The organism is Oculatella sp. FACHB-28 (genome assembly GCF_014696015.1).
Lineage (GTDB): Bacteria > Cyanobacteriota > Cyanobacteriia > Elainellales > Elainellaceae > JAAUTN01.
This window is the reverse complement of the sequence record NZ_JACJPJ010000095.1, coordinates 20,639-41,025: the sequence shown is the minus strand read 5'-3', so window position 1 is coordinate 41,025 and position 20,387 is coordinate 20,639. Positions and strand designations below refer to the sequence as shown.

The 20,387-nt window shown below is 47.9% G+C and carries 15 protein-coding genes; 11 read left to right on the top strand and 4 right to left on the bottom strand.

What is annotated here, in order from left to right; all coding sequences use genetic code 11:
- Positions 1-792 precede the first annotated feature (792 nt).
- The gene (locus H6F88_RS25880) at positions 793-3,837 is read left to right on the top strand and encodes a DUF4347 domain-containing protein (RefSeq protein ID WP_190645698.1); all 3,045 of its coding nucleotides are present in this window, start codon (positions 793-795) and stop codon (positions 3,835-3,837) included.
- Between the two features lie 341 nt (positions 3,838-4,178).
- Here the strand turns inward: H6F88_RS25880 and hemL are convergent, their stop codons facing one another.
- The 3 genes from hemL to H6F88_RS34660 all read right to left on the bottom strand — a co-directional run bounded on the left by hemL (position 4,179) and on the right by H6F88_RS34660 (position 6,372).
- Positions 4,179-5,480 carry a glutamate-1-semialdehyde 2,1-aminomutase gene (gene hemL / locus H6F88_RS25875; RefSeq protein WP_190645697.1) on the bottom strand — a complete coding sequence of 434 codons (1,302 nt, stop codon included), beginning with the start codon at positions 5,478-5,480 and terminating at the stop codon, positions 4,179-4,181.
- A gap of 220 nt (positions 5,481-5,700) precedes the next feature.
- Positions 5,701-6,075 carry a hypothetical protein gene (locus H6F88_RS25870; RefSeq protein WP_190645696.1) on the bottom strand — a complete coding sequence of 125 codons (375 nt, stop codon included), beginning with the start codon at positions 6,073-6,075 and terminating at the stop codon, positions 5,701-5,703.
- A gap of 99 nt (positions 6,076-6,174) precedes the next feature.
- The gene (locus tag H6F88_RS34660; protein ID WP_347277747.1) at positions 6,175-6,372 is read right to left on the bottom strand and encodes a helix-turn-helix domain-containing protein; all 198 of its coding nucleotides are present in this window, start codon (positions 6,370-6,372) and stop codon (positions 6,175-6,177) included.
- Positions 6,373-6,550: 178 nt separating this feature from the next.
- Here H6F88_RS34660 and H6F88_RS25860 point away from each other — a divergent pair, with 178 nt between their 5' ends.
- Positions 6,551-8,200: a D-Ala-D-Ala carboxypeptidase family metallohydrolase gene (locus H6F88_RS25860; RefSeq protein WP_190645695.1), complete on the top strand. Its 1,650-nt coding sequence runs from the start codon at positions 6,551-6,553 to the stop codon at positions 8,198-8,200.
- Positions 8,201-8,219: 19 nt separating this feature from the next.
- Here the strand turns inward: H6F88_RS25860 and guaD are convergent, their stop codons facing one another.
- Complete coding sequence (gene guaD, locus H6F88_RS25855) at positions 8,220-9,578, bottom strand: guanine deaminase (protein ID WP_190645694.1); 1,359 nt, start codon at positions 9,576-9,578, stop codon at positions 8,220-8,222.
- 225 nt (positions 9,579-9,803) lie between these two features.
- Between guaD and H6F88_RS25850 the strand changes: the two genes are divergently transcribed.
- From H6F88_RS25850 to H6F88_RS25810, 9 genes are all read left to right on the top strand, one after another.
- On the top strand, positions 9,804-10,667 hold the full coding sequence (locus H6F88_RS25850; protein WP_190645693.1) for a lysophospholipid acyltransferase family protein: 864 nt from the start codon (positions 9,804-9,806) through the stop codon (positions 10,665-10,667).
- Positions 10,668-10,986: 319 nt separating this feature from the next.
- Positions 10,987-11,679, top strand: a complete 693-nt coding sequence (locus tag H6F88_RS25845; protein WP_190645692.1) for a manganese catalase family protein — start codon at positions 10,987-10,989, stop codon at positions 11,677-11,679.
- A gap of 1,325 nt (positions 11,680-13,004) precedes the next feature.
- On the top strand, positions 13,005-13,493 hold the full coding sequence (locus H6F88_RS25840; protein WP_190645691.1) for a hypothetical protein: 489 nt from the start codon (positions 13,005-13,007) through the stop codon (positions 13,491-13,493).
- A 96-nt stretch (positions 13,494-13,589) separates the two neighbouring features.
- Positions 13,590-14,675: a class I SAM-dependent methyltransferase gene (locus H6F88_RS25835; RefSeq protein ID WP_190645690.1), complete on the top strand. Its 1,086-nt coding sequence runs from the start codon at positions 13,590-13,592 to the stop codon at positions 14,673-14,675.
- Positions 14,676-14,825: 150 nt separating this feature from the next.
- Entirely contained in the window at positions 14,826-15,005 is a 180-nt protein-coding gene (locus tag H6F88_RS25830; RefSeq protein WP_190645689.1) for a hypothetical protein, read from the top strand.
- A gap of 609 nt (positions 15,006-15,614) precedes the next feature.
- Positions 15,615-16,040, top strand: coding sequence for a hypothetical protein (locus H6F88_RS25825; RefSeq protein WP_190645688.1), 426 nt, complete (start codon positions 15,615-15,617; stop codon positions 16,038-16,040).
- A 42-nt stretch (positions 16,041-16,082) separates the two neighbouring features.
- Positions 16,083-17,801, top strand: a complete 1,719-nt coding sequence (locus H6F88_RS25820; RefSeq protein ID WP_190645687.1) for a tetratricopeptide repeat protein — start codon at positions 16,083-16,085, stop codon at positions 17,799-17,801.
- Between the two features lie 276 nt (positions 17,802-18,077).
- Entirely contained in the window at positions 18,078-19,079 is a 1,002-nt protein-coding gene (locus tag H6F88_RS25815) for a glycosyltransferase (protein WP_190645686.1), read from the top strand.
- Between the two features lie 149 nt (positions 19,080-19,228).
- Positions 19,229-20,284, top strand: a complete 1,056-nt coding sequence (locus H6F88_RS25810) for a glutathione S-transferase family protein (RefSeq protein WP_347277744.1) — start codon at positions 19,229-19,231, stop codon at positions 20,282-20,284.
- The last annotated feature ends 103 nt before the right edge of the window (positions 20,285-20,387 follow it).

Here is a 20,387-nt window from a genome sequence, read left to right as displayed (position 1 = left end):
TGTTCCTGATCACTTTCAAGCAACGTTTAAAGTGCGAGGTTGTATTAGTTTTTCCAAGGCAACTTCCGTAGAGGTTCGTGTTAAACAAGAATTCTGTCATTGCCTCATTCTAAAAACTCAAGAAAACGCTGAATCTAGGTTAAGTTAGAGCGATCGCAACTTTGCCTCAAGGTTGCTTCAATTCTTAGAGGTTACTGAATCAGCGTCAAAAAAATATAACTGTCGGCTCTACAGATTAAAGTCCACGCGTAGTATAGTGGTTACTCGTTTTCCTAAAAACCTCCAAATCTTGGAATAGCATCCTTTACAAAGGAGTTTGTGAATCGAGTTCTAAACTGTTGAAATCCAAGTTTTAGGGTGCATCTCGAACTGATTCGTCTGCAGTCGGGCGATCGCTAAAGTCCAGTAATTTTTTGATGAGGGGCAACTTCTCGATTTAATCTACCTCAGGCTTTCAACACAGGAAAGTTGCCAGTGGGTCTGCTCCCATACCCGTTTTATGATTAAAGAAAACTCAAGCTCAAGTAATTTCACTTAGATTACAGAAGGTAACTTCAGCATGTTCCGTGCCCCTACCCTCGGAAACTACTGTAAGAAAGTCATGAAGTTTTCTTTAAGCGACCCCTCACCTCGATTTGCGCGTATAAAATAATACCAAAATCACTGGGCTCGGCGTGTCGTATTGCAGGCTGGATTTTTTAACGTTCCATTGCAGGAGGACACCAGCGGAATTCATCTGTCTGCTGCCCCTTGCTTTTCGTTCCGGTTCGATTTTTTGCAAAGGTTTTTACCATGACATCTCCAACCGCATCCACCGTAGTTTTCGTTGATTCAACCGTTGATGATTACCAGAGCTTAGTCAGCAGCGCTTCTCCGGGTACTGAAGTTGTTGTTCTTGATGCCACTCAGGATGGTATCAGTCAAATCACTTCAGCCTTGGCTGGTCGTAGCGGCGTAGAAAGCGTGCAAATTCTCTCGCATGGCAGTTCTGGGCAGTTGCAGCTCGGTTCTACTCAGCTCAGTTTAGAAACTCTGAATCAGTACACCGCTCAAATTCAAAGCTGGTCAAGCTCGCTAACCGAAACGGCTGACGTTTTACTCTACGGTTGTAACGTTGCAGGAAGCGACACAGGCAATTCGTTTATTCAGCAATTTGCGACGCTCACCGATGCTGATATTGCTGCCTCTACTGACCTGACTGGCAACATGGCTTTGGGTGGCGATTGGGATCTAGAAGCAGCCGTCGGTCAAATTGAAACCTCCCTGAAGCTCGATCAGGCAATTTTAGAAAGCTACGATTCAACCCTGGCCCTTCTGTTTCGTGAAGACTTTACAGGTACCGACGTCAGTAATCGTCCATGGCTATTTGGAAGAGGAGTGACCACCTCTGCTGACCCTTTCCTGACTGCCAGAGGCACTGTAGCCCCATCGACGGGTGGGCTTCCGGGTACTGCAAATCCCATTGATGCGCCAGGTCAAGGTGCTTTGCGGTTGACAGGTGCTCGAACCGATCAGGCAACCTTTGCCATCTACAATGAGGCAATTCCCTCGAATGCGGGGCTTTCTATCACCTTTGATCTGTTCTCTTACGGAGGGACAGGTGCAGATGGTATTAGCTTCTTCTTAATCGACGGACAAAAATCTCCGACCGTTGCGGGTGGTTTTGGCGGATCTCTCGGATATGCCCAAAGAAACACTCCCATCAATGTACCGGGGCTAGAGGGAGGCTATGTCGGAATTGGATTTGACGAATTTGGTAATTTTTCGTCGGGTACCGAAGGGCGCGTTGGCGGACCCGGTCGTCGCAGAAATACAGTCGCGATTCGGGGTAGCGAAGCTAATGACTATGAGTACCTCACTGGCAACTCTAATCTACCTGGGCGAATTGATACCCCTAACGCAACCAATCGGGATGATGCACGACGCAGGGTCAACATTGAGCTAGATCCGGGCGGATTAATCGATGTTCGGATGGATTTCAATGGAGACAACGATTTCAGTGACGCAGGTGAACTGGTCATTGATTCGTTTAATGTGGTGGAGGCGAATGGTTCTCCCTTGCCTGCAAACTTCAAGTTTGGTTTTGCTAGCTCAACGGGTGACTCTACCAACATTCACGAAATTCGCACATTCCTAATTGAAACCGTTACGGGTGATAATCTGTCTCCCGTTGCAGCCAATCGAAGGATTGAGGTTGGAGTTGGCGATGTAACTCCCATCACCAGCGTTATCGCGAGAGATCGTGACGGCACGATTGCCTCCTACACCGTTAGGACAATTCCTCCGCGCGCTCAGGGCACTTTGTTTTTGGGCGACCCAAGCGCTGGAGGTCGAGCCGTCACGGTTGGGCAACGGATCGCTCCCCGTCAAATTAGCCGACTCTTCTTCCGAGCCACCAATCAGTTCTCAGGAGCTACTTTTACATACGACGCAACCGATAATGACGGTGCAGTAAGTGAATCTCCTGGAACCGTCAGCTTAGTTGTACCTCCCGGCGAGGGTCCCAACCGTCCTCCCGTTGTTGCCAACCGCACGTTTGAGGTGGAGCCTGAAAGTACACTACGGTTGGTCAGGGGTTTGGCTGGCACCGATGACGGCGAAATTACCTTCTACCGCATCTCAAGATTACCGGAGGCAGACCAAGGCGTTCTGTTCCTGGGCAACCCGGCTGCGGGTGGCAGAGCGATTGAGGCGGGGCAGGGAATTCGACCTGACCAGGTGGGGCAACTCTACTTCCAGGCAAACGAAGACTTTACAGGTGCTAGTTTCATCTATGTTGCGCTCGACGATGACGGAGCGCGTAGCATTACCCCAGCTACTGTTACGCTCAACTCAACCGATAGGATACCTCCTGGCTCTCCTGGCTGTGGACCTGGAGTCACGCTTACCGGAGACATTGGTAACAATGTATTGCAGGGCGGTGACGATAGCGACACGATTTCTGGTTTAGGGGGCAACGATAGGCTCCGGGGGTTGGGCTGCGACGACCAGATTAATGGAGGTGATGGAAGCGATCGCCTGCGAGGTGACAACGGCAACGACCTGCTTGTTGGCGGAGACGGCAACGACCTGCTTTTTGGTGGCAGTGGAGAAGACTTCTTGCGGGGCACGCTTGGAGTTGATGTGCTGCGCGGCGAGAGCGGCAACGACCTCATCTATGGCGGCGGAGACAATGACAATATTGAGGGAAACGATGGCAACGACGTAATTAGAGGCGGCAGCGCGAATGACTCGATCAGAGGCGCAGAGGGGAGCGACCGAATTAGCGGCGGTACAGGTGATGACATCGTTGACGGGGGTAACGGCAATGATGGCTTGAGGGGAAGCGAAGGTAATGACGTAATCAGGGGGCGCTCCGGAAACGACCGAATCAGCGGCGGCGCTGGCAACGACCGTGTTGACGGTGGAGTCCGTAACGATCGCCTTAGAGGTGCAGAAGGTAACGATGTCATACTCGGTGGAGACGGCCGCGATGTGCTGATTGGCGCAGAAGGTAGGGATGTGCTATTTGGCGGCACGGGTGCTGACGAACTGTTGGGACAAGAAGGCAGAGACTCATTCCTCTACACGTCTTACGACGACAGAGGCGATACGATTCTTGACTTCACAATTGGTGACGACAAGATTGACCTGAGTCGGGTGTTTCGAGAGCCAGGCTATAGCCTGGAGGGAGAAGCAGCCTACCGTAGCTATGTAGCGTTGTCTCAAAGTGGCTCTGACACGATTTTGAGGATCAAACTGGATAACAGTACTGGTGCAGGCGGGCAATTCAGGTATCTTGCCACCCTGCAAAACATAACGACTACTAGTCTCTCTTTTTCTGATTTCGTTGTCTAAGGATGATGAGAAGCACACTTCATCAATAGAGTATGGTTCCCATACCTAAAAAGGGAGTAGAGTTTAGCTCTGCTCCCTTTTTTCCTAACTTAACGTGAGTTCGGGATAAGAAATCGTCAGAACCCCTGATTTTTCGTACCTCATTTCGTTGCAGTGAATCAAGCTATTGTCAGCAAGGTCCACAGATGCAATTTTTCTCAATAAACAACCTTATTGAGAAGAGCCTACAGCAATACCCTTTGCCTAAAGCCTTTTATACCAAACCTTGCAGCGTTTAGCTTAACCCGAACTCACGTTAACTTAGTGACTAACTTTTCCTAGCTTAGTGACTAACAGTACATCTAGAGGTTAGACATCACTGCACGGGCAGCATCTAGAGTGCGATCGATGTCTGCCTCCGTGTGAGCCAGAGACATAAACCCTGCCTCAAATTGGGATGGAGCCAGATATACACCATGCTCTAACATGCCGCGATGGAAACGGGCAAATTTGTTCAAATCAGACTTCTTGGCATCCTCATAGTTATGCACTGGTCCTTCGGCAAAGAAGAAACCGAACATACCGCTGATTTGTCCACCACAGGCAACATGCCCTGTTTCTTGGGCAACTTGCAGCATTCCATCGGTTAGCCGCTTGGTGATTTGGTCAAGCCGCTCGTAGTTACCTGGTTGCTGTAACAATTGCAGCGTCTTGATTCCTGCCGTCATTGCTAGTGGATTGCCAGACAGTGTCCCTGCCTGATACATCGGGCCAGCCGGAGCCACCATTGACATAATTTCTTGCTTGCCGCCATAGGCACCCACAGGTAGCCCACCCCCAATGATTTTGCCCAAGGTGGTCAAGTCTGGGGTTACGCCAAATCGCTGTTGGGCACCGCCGTAGGCAATTCGGAAGCCAGTCATCACCTCGTCAAATACGAGCAGTGCACCATTTTCGTGAGTGAGTTCTCGCAATCCTTCCAAAAATCCGGCATCCGGGGGAATAAAACCTGCATTGCCGACAACGGGTTCCAAAATCACGCCTGAGATTTCACCAGGATTTTCGGCAAATAGAGCTTTGACGGCTTCCAAATCGTTAAACGGAGCCGTTAGCGTATTAGCTGTGGTGGACTTAGGCACACCAGGGGAATCGGGCAATCCTAGCGTTGCCACACCCGACCCAGCTTTGACCAAAAACATGTCGGCATGGCCGTGGTAGCAGCCTTCAAACTTGATCACCTTGTCGCGTCCGGTGTAAGCCCGCATCAGACGCAGGACAGCCATGCAAGCCTCGGTGCCAGAGTTAACAAACCGTACCATTTCAATACTGGGAACAGCATCGATCACCATTTCGGCTAAGACATTTTCCAGATAGCAGGGTGCGCCGAAGCTAGTGCCTTTTTCCAGCACTTCGTGGAGGGCTTGCAAAACTTCGGGATGGGCATGACCGCAAATTGCAGGGCCCCACGTACCGATATAGTCAATGTACTGGTTGCCGTCTACATCCCAGGCATACGCGCCTTTGACGCGATCGAACACAATGGGCTGACCGCCAACAGACTTAAATGCCCGCACCGGAGAGTTGACCCCTCCGGGCATGAGCTTTTGTGCAGCGGCAAAAATTTCTTCTGATTTGGTGGTTTTCAAACTGGTGGAGGTAACCAAAACTTTCTCCTTTCGGCTCTGATTCTAATTTCTAGGCTAAGGGACAGCGGCGATTTAGGACTGATTGTGCAACGAATTGTTTCACCGGGATGATTGCTTCGTCTAAGTCTAGATTTGCTGAACTGTCGCAATTCTTATATATAGCAGCTATGTAGCAGTCATCAATTGACCGGGGGTGATTGAGGGTGATTGCGAGTTGGTAGTCTTGGACTACAGCTGACTATGGATGTAAGTCCATCAAAAAATCAGGCACTTGCAGAATGTGAAAGTAAACCAGAACCGAGACGATCAATGTATAGAGGGTAGAACCTCCTAACCCAATCAGCAGACCCCGTTTAGGATCTTGTTTCTCTCCATCCACAAACATATCTATTGCGCCAAACTGCATCATCACGATTCCCAGAACATTTGAAATCCAGTAGCCAACAATGGTGCCGGGTAGAAACCAGTCTGGCTTAATCCAGCTGATTGCATAGCCAAAGACTAAAGCGATCGGCAAATTGAAAAATAAATCATTCCACCAGGAAAGCGGAGACAGCATATATCCGATGCCCATAATCGCTCCGCCCCGCAGTTTCTTTAATAGGTTTGTCATCTTCTAAAGGTTTTGAAGGAGACGAATAAGTCTTATGTTTTATAGGTGCTATATCTAAATGTAACTTCTCGGCAGGCGGCTCAATCGTTCTCCCTCAGATTAAGGCTTAATTTCCTTTGCAAGATACCGATCCAAGGTTTCCTTTCCGATTTGGTAGCACTCACAGGCGGAATCTTCCATTCCTCCTCGATTAAGGATTGTGATGCGGCCTCGGTCGGCACGAATTAATCCTGCTGATTGCAAAGTTCCAGTCGCTAAGCTAACAGAGGGTCGCTCTGCGCCAATCATCTGTGCCAGAATCTCGTGTTAATAAAATCTCTGAAGTTTGGCTCTGATTTTGTGCAGCTAATAGCCAACGACAAGGTGTTCCTCAATGCTGTGGAAGCGGTTGCATGATGCAGATCACACATCGCATCAATGGCTAAAACAGTGCAAAATTTGAGAAGACCGATTTTGCACAGGGGTAGGGTTATTTATGGCAGACTTGACCGCCGACCAGCGCAATTACTACTACTTGCTAGAAGCAGCCCGCACTGGCATTCACAAACCGATTTTGGCGGCACTTTATGAGGTTCATGACAGCCCTAGACTGACGGATGGTGAAACCGGATTAGGAATCTCGCCAGCAAACCGGATTCCGCTCGACCAGGTCAATACCTTTCCTGAACAGGTGCAGTATGCTGCTAACACCGTTCGCAGCATCACGAATCGGCTTACAGCTCAAGCTTGGAGAGGAGATGAAATCTGGGATCGGGATGAGGGACGCTACACCGATCGCTTTGTTGAGACGATCGCCAAAGGCTATGCCCCGCCTGCTAACGATACTGCCGCTACCCGACTGGAGTCGAGCGATAGCAAAAAGCTGCTCAAAGCCTACATTGAAGACCTGACCGTAGACTATAGAGCAGACCAACTGCCGCACAATTTAGCTGATCTTGATCCGAATTTACTCACCTTTACTGAGAGGCTAACTCGCTATTACACCAGTTTGCCCTATCAGCGTGAGGCATTGCTCGAAGCAGTGCGGCTATGGCGCAAGCTGGACAATCGAGAGGCCGCGATCGCCTCTTTTAACCTATCTAATTCTAGTGAAGCAAACCTCGATCGTGCTCTGCTGCAATTTATCCAGCAGGTTTCACCCAATTATTCTGGCTATCCGCATCAGCGAGAGGCATTGCTGCGACTGGCACAGCTTTGGCGACAGTTAGACTCGCGAGAAGAGGCGATCGCCACCATTCAAAACCATCCCACTGGTGAGACAAACCTAGACATTGTTGATCCGGCATTAATTGCCTTTGCACAACGAATTCCTAAGTTTTACCAGGGTAAAGGCGAACAGCGAAACGCCCTGACTGAAATGTTTCGCCTGTGGCGCAGACTTGATTCACGGGCTTCTGTATTAACTACACTAGGATTAAATCCACAAGTACTAACCTCTAGCACCCCCGATCGCACTACATTGGTTAATGCAGCCAGTCAGCTTGACCGAGAGCTGTTGGAATTCGTTAAACTCGTTCCCACCTCGTACCAGGAAACGGAGGAACAGCGAGAGGCGCTAATACGGCTAGTGCAGCTTTGGCGCGGACTGGATGCACGGGAAAAAACGATTCAATCTTTGTTTGAAGATTTGCGGCGGATGGAGCAAGCTCGCCGCGATTCTCAAGATGCCCCGCCTATTCCTGAACCGCCACCTCCTCCATCTCGCCCTAGCCGCTGGACTCCTAGCAACATTCGCGGACACATGTATACCTCAATTATTCCCAACGGTAACTTTACCTGGGCAGAAGCGACTCATGGTGGTACGCGGATGCCGCCTAATCAGGCAACGGTTGATGCAATGGTGAGAATTGCCCAACTGGCACAGCAGGCTCGCGATCGCATTGGTCGTCCTTTCCGCATCACCAGTTGGTATCGTTCACCTGAAGTGAATCGTAGAGTCGGTGGGGCTTCAGAAAGTAGGCACATTGTGGGAGATGCGATCGACTTTTACTGTGATGGGCTGAGTGGCAATCAGCTTTATTGGGCGCTAGATCCCTGGTGGCCCGGTGGGTTGGGGCGTTATCAACAGTTTCCGGAGCTGAGTCACATCGATGCGCGTGGCTATCGGGCCCGGTGGAAACATTAGACTTCCTGCATGAGGAGAGTTAGTGGGGGCGATCGCTCTCCCTTTCATAAGCCAATTCACCCATCACATAAGTAGCTTGAATGGCGCGATCGTCTCCCAGCATGATCAGGCTAAATAGCTGGTCAGTCAGCTCTTTGAGTGATGTTGCTATAGAGCCTGAATTGCGAAACGCCATGAGTGGAGTTGCTTGCATATCCAAAACCACAAAGTCTGCTTCTTTGCCTGAATCAAAGTTGCCAATTTTATCATCTAAATGCAAGGCTCTTGCCCCTCCCAATGTAGCTAAAAACATCGCCCTGAAGGGAGACAACCGCTGTCGCTGAAGTTGTGCCACTTTATAAGCAACATGAGCAGTCACCAATAGAGAAAAACTGGTTCCGGCTCCGATGTCTGTTCCTAAACCGAGATGTACGGGATGTTGATCTGATTTTGCTTTGGATAGCTTAAATAACCCGCTGCCTAAAAATAGGTTTGAAGTGGGGCAAAAGGCGATCGCTGCTCCCGTTTCTGAGAGACGCTCAAATTCCGCATCCGTTAATTGCACCCCATGAGCAAAGATTGACCGTTCACTCACTAATCCTGCCTGATCATATACATCCAGATAGCCTTTACTATTAGGAAACAGCTTAGCAACAAGCTCTACCTCATCTACATTTTCTGATAAGTGAGTATGCAAATAAACATCTGGAAACTCTTGCAGCAGTTTACCCGCCATTTGTAACTGTGCATCGGTGGAAGTGACGGCGAATCGGGGGGTGACCGCATAAAGAAGTCGCCCTTTTTTGTGCCATTTTTGAATTAATGCTTTGCTATCTTGATAAGAAGAGGAAGCAGTATCCATGAGAAAATCTGGAGCATTCCGATCCATCATCACTTTGCCTGCAATCATTCGCAGGTTGTGCCGACTCGCTTCTTCAAAAAAAGCATCCGCAGACTGGGGAAACACTGCCGCGAAGACCAGTGCGGTCGTAGTCCCATTCTTCAACAGCTCATCTAGAAAAAAAGCCGCGACCTTTTGAGCATAGTCTCTATCTTTAAACTTTCCCTCTGTTGGGAAGGTGTATTGTTGCAACCACTCCAGCAGTTGTTCCCCATAGGCAGCAATCATTTCCGTTTGCGGAAAATGAATGTGAGTATCAATAAACCCAGGCATGATCAGTCGCCCGGTGTAGGATGTGATATCTAGGTTGGCATACTTGTGTTTGAGGGTATCATACGCACCAAATTCTTTGACTCTGCCGTTTTCTAGAACGAGCAGTCCATCAGCAATGTAGCGGACACTTTCTGATTCAGGGACATAGAACGGGTCATCAATGAAGTCTAGAAAAGAACCGCGAATTGCTTTAAGCGTCTCTGAAGATTGACTTGGAGTAACCATAATCACCAATCACAAGTTTCATGAATTGCTACTTAAACTTAAGTTACAGCAACTTTAAAACTCAACTCACTTAGAACTATTCTATATCTCGTATTTCTCAAAGGTATAGTTGAAGTCAACGGTTTTTGTATAGTAAATTACAAAATTTTCCGGATGTGACAGGCTATACGCAGCTTTTAGTAATACAATGCATTCGTCTAAAGTATGGTTGAGAATACCCATTAAATGAAGTGTTACGGTCACACAACAGCACATCGTCCGGGCTGGTCGTTAGATCATCGCAATCCTCAATTTATCCAAGCCTTTCAGCCTCTATGGGGTTGGTTCTACGAACATTACTTTCATGTTCAGACCGAAGGTTGGGAACAGGTTCCCGCTGGTCAGGTGATGTTTGTTGGCTCCCACAATGGCGGAATGGCTGCGCCTGACATGTTCATGATGCTCTACGACTGGTTTAAGCGCTTCGGCACCGATCGGTTGGTCTATGGTCTGATGCATCCTAAAGTGTGGGTAGTCTATCCTCCCTTGGCTTTTCTGGCAGAACGGGGTGGGGCGATCGCTGCTCATCCTAAAATGGCGCTAGCTGCCCTTGACCGCAACGCCAGTATTCTGGTTTATCCCGGTGGTGCTCAAGATGTCTTTCGCCCGTTTAGCCAACGAAATCAAATTCATCTTGCGAATCGCAAAGGCTTTATTAAAATTGCACTTCAGCGCCACCTGCCGATCATTCCTGCTGTCTCCTGGGGTGCCCACGATACTCTGCTGGTATTAGCTGATATCTATCCCTTCATGCAGAAACTTCACGCACGGGGTATGCCCTGGCTATTGGGTATTGATCCTGAGGTCTTCCCTATCTACCTGGGTCTACCTTGGGGACTTGCTATCGGTCCCCTGCCCAACGTTCCCTATCCTCGACCCATCGCAACCCGGGTTGGCGCACCGATCTACTTTGAACGATATGGGAAAGATGCTGCCCGCGATCGCAGCTACGTTGATGCCTGTTATAAGCAGGTTCAGCACCAGATGCAACAAGAACTCAACAGCCTCATCGCCAAGCAAGGTGGCAATCTACCCGATGATCAAGCCTGAAATCATTACAGCAGTCCTTGCAAGCATTAGTCCTGCGGCTTCAGAAAAGCTGCTGTGCTGTATTGAGTCATTCGTGCAAAGAATATTAAGCTTTTGGGCTGCTCTATAGCCCAAAAGAGAGTTGACTATTGCAGAACTTGAGAAGGTTTTCTGCACAATCGCTTGAGATAAACTCATTCGTCCTACTTTAGATGCCCTATCTCAACCTGTAGGAGCATGATTTGTCAAATACATCCCTCTATCGTGAGGAAGCGAGTAAAAATCGTTTTGTAACACGTTAAAGATAGTTTAGTTCTCAATTTGTACACAGAGGAGAATCATGTTTTTTCATAAAAAAGAACTTATCCATAACGTTGACATCAAGGAAGCAAATCCTCGATATGCTCAGCTTCTATTAGAGCAGTTTGGGGGTGCCACGGGAGAACTATCTGCAGCATTACAATATTGGGTGCAGTCATTCCATGTTGAGAATGCAGGTATACGTGACATGCTGCAAGATATTGCGATCGAAGAATTTAGTCACCTTGAAATGGTGGGCAAACTGATCGAAGGACATACCAAAAATGTGGACCAAACAGATGCTTTTAAAAGTACGCTGTTTGCTGTGCGGGGTGTGGGTCCTCACTTTCTAGACAGCCAGGGGAGTGCGTGGACGGCAAGCTATTTGAACGAAGGCGGCGACGTTGTTCGTGATCTGAGAGCAAACATCGCTGCAGAAGCCGGAGCCCGTCAGACTTACGAAGAACTAATCAAACTAGCAACGGATGAGGGAACCAAACAAACACTAGTCCATCTGCTGACGCGGGAAATTTCTCACACAAAGATGTTCATGAAAGCACTAGACTCGTTGGGTAAATTGGATGATCCATTCTTTGGCAATATCCAACCCGACGAAACCGTCGATCTTTACTTCAATTTGTCATCCAATGGTGGGAAGGATGAGCGTGGACCCTGGAATTCTGATGAAAACTTCAAATACGTTGCCGACCCCGCTACACACAGTAAAGCCTAGATTCAACGCAGAATTTCAACTAACGCAAGCGTTGTAGATACTAGAAGCTGGCTAGAGACCAGAAACTGACCTCAATAGGGACGTAGCAATTGAAGCCTTGGTTCACCTTGGCTTTTTTGAACTTGCTACGTCCTTGAGCTATTTTCAGGATTGTTTCTTATCTCAGTACCACCAAAGCACCGAACCAGGATTCTAAAGATAAGAGTTTTACCCACATTCATCCACAACTGTGTTGCGGGATAGGTTGAGGCGACAATGCTTGAGACGACATCGCTAGAGAACGAGATACCTAGCCCGGTGATGTAGCCTCTTAGGAGAATCAGTTCAAGTAGCTTTTTGAATTTGGGAAATACCCAGTTGAAACAGTTATGAGGAGGGCGATCGCCCCTCCCAAATTGGAGAAAATGGAAACTTAAAGCAGCGCTCACGAACTTTCCTGCGTAACAAAAAGAATATCTTCCAGAAAATTCTAAATAAATATACTGACAAAAGTCGCTTAATCTCCTACACTAAGCGCTAGCGGAAAAAACATACTAGGTGAGCTTGCGACAGCAAACTACTGGCTGTTTTCTGCTCGATCACATAATTCCTAATCCCTGACTAGAGGCTCTGAACTGTTTATGTCAAAGAGTTTCGGCTAGTTCGGGATGCTGTTTGATGTGATTTTTTACATAAGACCTGAAATAGGGAGTAGAACAAAGATTCAAGGTTGAAGCATAACGCTGAACGCTAGTTCGCGAACCTCTCATTTATTGAGGTACCTGGAGTGCAAATTCTACTGAGGAGTGACAAATGCTTACGGCTAGCAGGGATACAAGCAATCTTCGAACTGCTACTTATCCTAAAAGTCAATCTGTTCTAACTTAAGAGCTTTCAACAGAAGCCTGGTCAGGCAGGCAATCTGAGCAATTCTTAGCGATCGAGTATTGACCTGTAGAATCTCTACATCGAGTACTCCTCACTCCCGTCAAGCCTTTTCCTCCACTGCACTGAGGTAAGAAGTGTTATTCAACCTCAATAGTTCTGTACCTGTTTCCAGGTTTCACCTGGAAATGCTTTGGAGTGTCCCTACGTGATGGCTTTAGCAGATAGGGTCTTCAATTCTGCTTAACAAGACACCTTGAAAACAAACGTTCTTTAAGACATCCAGCTACAGACATTTGCTTCAAATAAAGGCGTTGTTGAATGCGGGTATGATTCACGGATCTCAATTCCCTCTGTAGGGGCATGGCATAGCCATGCCCCTACGAAATTCATATGTCAGATCAGCAATGCCCAAACAACCTCCCTTCTAATCAATTTGCTTCACCTGAGAGATTTCCCTGATGCACACTCCGATCGCCTCTAGCTTAAGCCTTTCTTCTCGTAACTTAGCTTCTGGATTTTCTTTAGATGGGTTAGAGACCTCAGATTTGCTTTCCTTTGCTCTAAAAGATGTTCAACATCAGTTGCAGCAGTTTTTTGCTTCACCTACTGCTTTTGAACGGCTACAGAATGTGTTTGACATTACCCATCCTGAAGCAGCACAAACCTTGATTGCTGGAGGATCATTAGGTCAGTTTGACTTGCCTCAAATTCAAGTGTTGGACGATGAGGGAATGAATGGTGCAAGAGGGGCTTATTCTAGCGATCGCCAGCAAATTTATCTTTGTGCAGAATATGGGATTGAATGGCTGCAATCTTATCTGTCACGCGATCGCACCAGAGTAATTTATGAACTCAATGCATCTGACATCGATTCAATCCAGGCAGTAGCCGACAAATTAGGAATTTCTGGCGATCGCATCTGGTTAGCTGAAGTCTTACAACCTTAAACTGGAATGCTTTGAGAACGGTTTGGGAACGCTGCGATCGCTAACTTAAATTCAGATGCAAAGCCGCATCAAGAATTGTTAGCCGAGGAATCGACCATGACGACTCAAACTTTTTCGACTCAAACCTTTGACACAACCAAAGCTGAAGCTTTTGCCGATCGCCTGTTAGGCATTCTCAACAGCGGCGCGATTGCCCTGATGACTTCAATCGGACACCGCACCGAACTATTCGACACAATGGCAGAACTGCCGCCCTCCACCAGTCAACAAATTGCTGATACTGCCGGACTTCACGAACGCTACGTGCGAGAATGGCTCGGCACAATGGTTACAGGTCGTTTAGTAGACTACGACCCGATTGCCAAAACCTACACTTTGCCCGCAGAACACGCCGCTTTTCTAACCCGAGCAGCCGCTTCCGATAACATTGCTCCCTTTGCTCAATACATTTCACTCTTAGGAACGGTAGAAGATCAGATTGTTGATTGTTTCTACAAAGGTGGTGGTGTTCCCTACTCAGAATTCAAGCGCTTCCATGCAGTAATGGCAGAAGATAGCGGGCAAACGACTGTATCTGCACTGTTTGACCATGTGTTACCCCTGATTCCTGGACTCATAAAAGCTTTGCAACAGGGTATTGATGTATTAGATGTGGGTTGCGGCAGCGGGCGGGCACTCACCAAGTTAGCAGAAGCTTTTCCAAATAGCCGATTTACAGGTTATGACTTCTCAGCAGAAGCGATCGCCAATGCCAACCATGAAGCCCAACTACGGAAACTTCACAACATCCAGTTCAAGGTAAAAGATGCAGCGACTTTGGCAGAAAGCGATCGCTACGATTTCATCACTACATTTGATGCCGTTCACGATCAGGCTAAACCCGATGTTGTATTAAAGAACATCCACAGTGCGTTGCGTTCTGATGGTGTTTACCTGATGCAAGACATTCATGCCACAACCGATGTAGGCGGCAACCTGGAGCATCCTGTTGCACCACTGCTCTATACCATTTCCTGTATGCACTGCATGAGTGTTTCCCTTGCCTATGGTGGCATGGGGTTAGGGGCAATGTGGGGACAAGAAAAAGCACTAGAACTGCTTGCCAATGCTGGGTTTAAGCAGGTCGAAATTAAACGACTAGCACACGATTTCCAGAATGACTATTACATTATTCGAAAGTGAGGCATGATATGAAAACTAGCGTGACACCAGAGAAAACTATTTTCAGGAGATGATCGCACCAAAGTTGTTCCCCATCCCCTGATTCATCACACGGGCGACATCTTGTTAATGACCGCTCCTGTTCAGATATAAGTTTGGAGGACTACTTTTATGTGCAAACTATGTGCGATCGCAGCACGGTATTCCCGTCCTCGTCAGGATTCACTCATCTTTGATCTCAGTCAATTTGCCGTAGCTGCTACAGCCAATCCTTTAACTCAGCAATCTCACACACAGCAAACTCAAAAACAATCTGAACAACAAGTCAAATCTCATGTCACTGAAAGCTGATACAGCGGGACTGTATCGAGATGCAGAAGCATTGTTAGCCGTTACATTGTTAATGTTGTCGCTACAGAAGCATTGTTAGTCATTACAAAAGCATTGTGATGCGCTACAGAAGCATTGTTAGTTATTACATTGCTAATGTCGTCGATGCAGAAGCATTGTTAGCCATCACATTGCTAATGTTGTCGCTACAGAAGCATTGTATTGCAGTGCAGAGGTATAAGCGGATCGGAAGATAAAGTGCGATCGCCCTACCTTCAAAAAAATCTGTATCAACGATTGCATTTTCTAACCTTTTCTGACTTTTTCATGCCAATCAAATTGCAATGTTGCTCTAGATTGTATCTATGAGAACGTTTGAGAGGTTGAATTTATTACCCAGAAGCGCAATCGCATGGGTTCTGTTGGGTTACGCTTTGCTTCACCCAACCTACAGTACTTGAAATCTACGATCCAACAACTACTAAGCATCATTACTTTGACTCTGAGCAGGACGCTTTAATTTGGATAGAAAAGCGCTACTAGCAATCAGTTCTTAATGAAGTGAGTTTTGGACGGCAAGCCAGGCTAATTACACGGCTTGAACTCTAGCAATTTTTTGAGGTAACTCTCATGGTGAGAAACGATCGCCCATTAATGCAGAGCCTAAAGATTCTGCTGACCGTTGTGCTGACATGTGGTATCTCCTTTCGGCTAATTGACCTTGACCTGTTGACCAATGCAACACTAGATGAGCTAAAGATACCTGAAAATGAGTTTACCGATGTGTTTGTCTATAATCCAAGCGATCGCCTTCAATCTGTCCCTCAACAGCAAGGCAAAACGTTATACCAATTCAAAGACAACACGCTGGACATTTCTCTTTACCAAACTCAAAAGCAGCGAGTCAAAATAACTCCAACACTCTCGTTCCAAAGCGAAGCTCCGGAATGCGTTCTGGAGGCTCTACCTCCTCTCACGAGGCGGAGCCGCAATACTTGCGCTACCGTGCAGAGCAACGCAACGCGGCATCGTTTCAACCGCTTTTCCCTTAACTAAAGGTCTTTGTTCTAACTTCTTACTCAATTGGAGGACATGCAAATGAGCTACAGCTTTAACCCTTATCCAACCCTGCTTGCACTAACCTTATTGGCAGCGGTGGAATTAGCTGGTCATTCTAAACTGGCATTGGCTCACACTCCTGACCAGCATCAAGCAGAATCAACTGAACAGGTTGCAACTTCCACAGAAGCAACGGTTCCTTTATTTGACGATTTGGGTAACTATAGTCATCCCATTTCTACATCTAACCCACAGGTGCAGCGCTACTTTGACCAAGGATTGATTTTGGCCTACGGATTCAACCACGCTGAGGCTCTTCGAGCTTTTCAACAGGCTGCTGAACTTGATCCAACTTGTGCAATATGTCACTGGGGAATGGCGTATGTTTTAGGACCGAACATCAATGCCGCAATGGAAGATGGCGCAGTTCCTACAGCTTGGGAAGCAATTCAGAGGGCGATCGCCCTCAGCGAACACGCAACTGATCAAGAAGGAGCATACATTTCAGCACTGGCAACACGCTACGCCCCTGAACCAGTCGCAGATCGGAGTGAACTAGATCTTGCGTATGCAAATGCGATGCGACAAGTTGCTCAACAATACCCCGATGATCTGGATGCTGCCACCCTGTTTGCCGAAGCCTTGATGGACACTGTTCCTTGGGACTATTGGCAAGAAAACGGAGAACCCAGACCTGAGGGGGCTGAAATTATCACGACTTTAGAATCGGTCTTAAGCCGCAATCCTTATCATGTAGGTGCGATTCACCTTTATATTCATGCAGTTGAGGCTAAACGTCCTGATTTAGCAGCAGATGCAGCCGATCGCCTGCGCTTGCTTCGCATCAACACTGGACATTTAATTCACATGCCTGGACACATTTATCTAAGGGTAGGGCGCTATAACGATGCAGTGATAGCAAACCGCCAAGCCGCAGCCGCCGATGCTGAATACGCCCGTCAGCATAACCCTGAAGGGACTTATCCAATTGCTTACATGCCGCACAACGAACACTTTGGCTGGTATGCGGCAACCATGTCAGGACAACAACAGAACGCACTCCAAGCCGCTCACCAAACGGCTGCACTGGTTAACCAATCACTGATTCGGGAAGCAGGCTTTGGCACCTTGCAGCATTACTCCACCATTCCGCTTTACACCTACGTTAAGTTCGGCATGTGGGATGAGATCTTAGCGCAGCCTTCTCCAGCAGAAGATCTGGTGTATCCGACAGGGGTGTGGCATTTTGCGCGAGGCATGGCGTACACCGCAAAAGGTGAGTTAAAAGCTGCAACGGAGGAATTGGAAGCAGTAAGAGCGATCGCCACCAGTCCCGCTTTGGAAGGAGTTACCATTTGGGATATCAACAGCACTTCTCACCTGCTGCAAATTGCTAGTGAGGTGTTAGCGGGTGAACTGGCAGCAAAACAGGGAAATTTTGAGGAGGCGATCGCCCACCTGCAAACGGGTATCACCCTGGAAGACCAACTTAGCTATGACGAACCGTCACCCTGGTATTCCCCAGTTCGGCAAACGCTAGGGGCTGTACTGCTGCAAGCAGATCGCTCAGCCGAGGCAGAACAAACCTACCGAGAAGATCTAGCAATTTATCCTGAGAATGGCTGGTCGCTTTACGGCTTGGCTCAGAGCTTACAGGCTCAAGGCAAAACCGCAGAAGCCCAAATCACCCAGGAACGGCTTGAGCAGGCTTGGGGGTATGCAGATATTTCCCTGACCGCTTCTCGCTTGATGGACTAGGCGATAACTATGGACATATCGTAGGTTGGGTGAAGCGAATGCGTAACCCAACGGAATCTGGGTGAGTGTTGGGTTGCACGTTGTTTCACCCAACCTACATCAAAAGATTTGTCAGTCAGCCAGGTAGGATGCGTTAAGCGGTAGAGGTAACGCATCAACCCACAGCCCACAACGCGTAACGCGGCTCCAACACATCCTACTTGAATTTCATCAACGCAATTTCTTCCTCAGCCATCTCCTTAGAGGCAAAATAGGGATGGTGAAGCTGGTAGTGTTGTGAGAAAACTTTATTTCTTGGTTCCTGGAACGGCTGGTAAGTTTGCCTGTGGCGGGCTGTGGGCAGAGTTAAAAACGTTGCGTTTGGCACAGCAGGTTTGTCCGGCTGAGGTCGTCACGTACCGTCAACGAGAAAAAGAGACACTGTTTCTGGATGATGTCCTTCAAAAACGGGGAGAAGATGTAATTTTTGTGATTAGCTGGGGGTTTGATGTTCCTAAACTTGCCGCTAGATTAAAGCCCTACAACGTGGTCTATCACGCTCACAGTGCTGAGTATGGGTTCAAGCTACCGTCCAGCGTCCCCATTATTACGGTTAGTCGTAATACGATGGGCTATTGGGGACAGCGATCGCCCCACGCTTTAATCTATTACCTACCCAACCAAATCTCTGATGAGTTCCAAAATCTGAGTTTAGAGCGAGATATTGACGTATTAGTCCAGGCGCGAAAATCGTCAGAATATTTGCTCAAAGAATTAGTCCCTGCTTTGCAGCAGCAGTGTAATGTCTGTGTTGTCAATTCTTACGTTGAAGATCTGGCAGGCTTATTCAATCGCGCCAAAGTTTACCTGTATGACTCGGCGGAATATTGGGCAACGCAGGGTGTGAGTGAAGGATTTGGGCTACAGCCAATGGAGGCGATCGCCTGCGGCTGCCAAGTCTTCTCCAGTGTTAACAGCGGCTTATCAGACTACCTCGATCCGGGATTCAACTGTTACAAAATCGCCGGATATTCTAAAGAATTTGATATTCAGCGCATTCTAAAAGTGGTTCACAATTCAGCACCCGTTAATCTGTCCGAACAATTTTTTGCAGAATATCGCACCGAAAATATCGTTCAACGACTTCAGCGCATTCTGAGTGACATCAATTATTTCTTTGATTACAAAGATCAATATTCATCTAACATTCAAGCGTTGACTCCGTTACGACTAACAAAATTACGCACACAGCGCATAATCGCTAAGATCAAGGAAAGATATTTCAATTCCAAAACCTAGCATGTCAAAACTCGTTTCGACGCTCTGCCCTGAAATGCAGAGTTAGAGGCTCTGCCTTCTGCAATTAAGTGGCAGAGCCACTCCAAAAGCATTTCCAGGTGAAACCTGGGAACGAGTAAAGCGCAACTGCTCTACACAAGGCTACAGATGTGACTCAAACACCCTCTAATCCTGAAAAACCCAAAGCAAAGCGAAAAGGTAAGTCCTTGCCGCCAACACTAATCATTCGGCTGGGCAAATTTGTCTGGACGACCATGTGGCGGGTAATGATGTCAAACCTCGCTCCGCGCAGCAAATCAGGGGAGTACATCCGTCCCAGCAGCCAGTTCCGCAACTTCATCAGCACTGAGGAAAATAACCCGTATCAGCCTGAGGCAGGTCGCTATCGCCTCTATGTAGGCATGAGCTGTCCCTGGGCGCATCGGACTCTGGTCGTTCGTGCCTTGAAGGGGCTTGAGGATGCGATCGCCGTTTCCATCGTCTCGCCACTCGATAGCGGCTGGGCACTCGATCAACCCGAAGCAGAAATTCGCACCCTAGCTGATCTGTACCAGCTAGGGGAACCAGGCTATAGCGGTCGCAGTACCGTTCCGGTTCTCTGGGACACGCAGACGCAAACGATCGTGAACAACGAGAGCGCTGACATCATCGTGATGCTGAACTCAGAATTTAATGCGATCGCCCATCACCCCACCCTCGACCTCTACCCCGAAGACTTAAAGGAAAAAATCGACGAGTGGAACGAGAAAATCTACCACTCGGTTAACAATGGTGTTTACCGCTGCGGTTTCGCCCAAACCCAGGAAGCCTATGACGCTGCCTGCCAACAGCTTTTCACCACACTTGACGAAATCGACGCTATCCTGGAAAAGAATCGCTATTTGTGTGGCGATCGCCCTACGCTGGCTGACGTTCGCCTGTTTACCACCCTATTTCGCTTTGATGTGGCATACTACGGATTGTTCAAGTGCAACCGCCGTAGGATTCAAGACTACAAGAATCTGGGTGCGTACCTGCGCGATCTCTATCAACTTCCTGTCGTAGCTAGCACCTGTGACCAGAAAAGCATCAAGCGAGACTATTATGGCAATTTGTTTCCGTTAAATCCAGGTGGAATTATTCCTTCTGGTCCTGACCTGACCAACCTCTCTGAACCACACGGGCGCGAAATGCTTGGCAAAGCTGGCGAAGCGCTCGTCTCATAGCGACCGCACCTTGAGAGTGTGGCACTTACGACCGACCAAATTTCCTATACGTCGCAAAAGTATTTTAAAATTATTAACAATTAGTATAGTCGCCACGAGAATC

Coding starts and splice junctions, on each gene's coding strand:
- H6F88_RS25880 (WP_190645698.1), top strand. CDS start 793: ATGACATCTCCAACCGCATCCACCGTAGTTTTCGTTGATTCAACCGTT.
- H6F88_RS25870 (WP_190645696.1), bottom strand. CDS start 6,075: ATGACAAACCTATTAAAGAAACTGCGGGGCGGAGCGATTATGGGCATC.
- H6F88_RS25860 (WP_190645695.1), top strand. CDS start 6,551: ATGGCAGACTTGACCGCCGACCAGCGCAATTACTACTACTTGCTAGAA.
- guaD (WP_190645694.1), bottom strand. CDS start 9,578: ATGGTTACTCCAAGTCAATCTTCAGAGACGCTTAAAGCAATTCGCGGT.
- H6F88_RS25850 (WP_190645693.1), top strand. CDS start 9,804: ATGAAGTGTTACGGTCACACAACAGCACATCGTCCGGGCTGGTCGTTA.
- H6F88_RS25845 (WP_190645692.1), top strand. CDS start 10,987: ATGTTTTTTCATAAAAAAGAACTTATCCATAACGTTGACATCAAGGAA.
- H6F88_RS25840 (WP_190645691.1), top strand. CDS start 13,005: ATGCACACTCCGATCGCCTCTAGCTTAAGCCTTTCTTCTCGTAACTTA.
- H6F88_RS25835 (WP_190645690.1), top strand. CDS start 13,590: ATGACGACTCAAACTTTTTCGACTCAAACCTTTGACACAACCAAAGCT.
- H6F88_RS25830 (WP_190645689.1), top strand. CDS start 14,826: ATGTGCAAACTATGTGCGATCGCAGCACGGTATTCCCGTCCTCGTCAG.
- H6F88_RS25825 (WP_190645688.1), top strand. CDS start 15,615: ATGGTGAGAAACGATCGCCCATTAATGCAGAGCCTAAAGATTCTGCTG.
- H6F88_RS25820 (WP_190645687.1), top strand. CDS start 16,083: ATGAGCTACAGCTTTAACCCTTATCCAACCCTGCTTGCACTAACCTTA.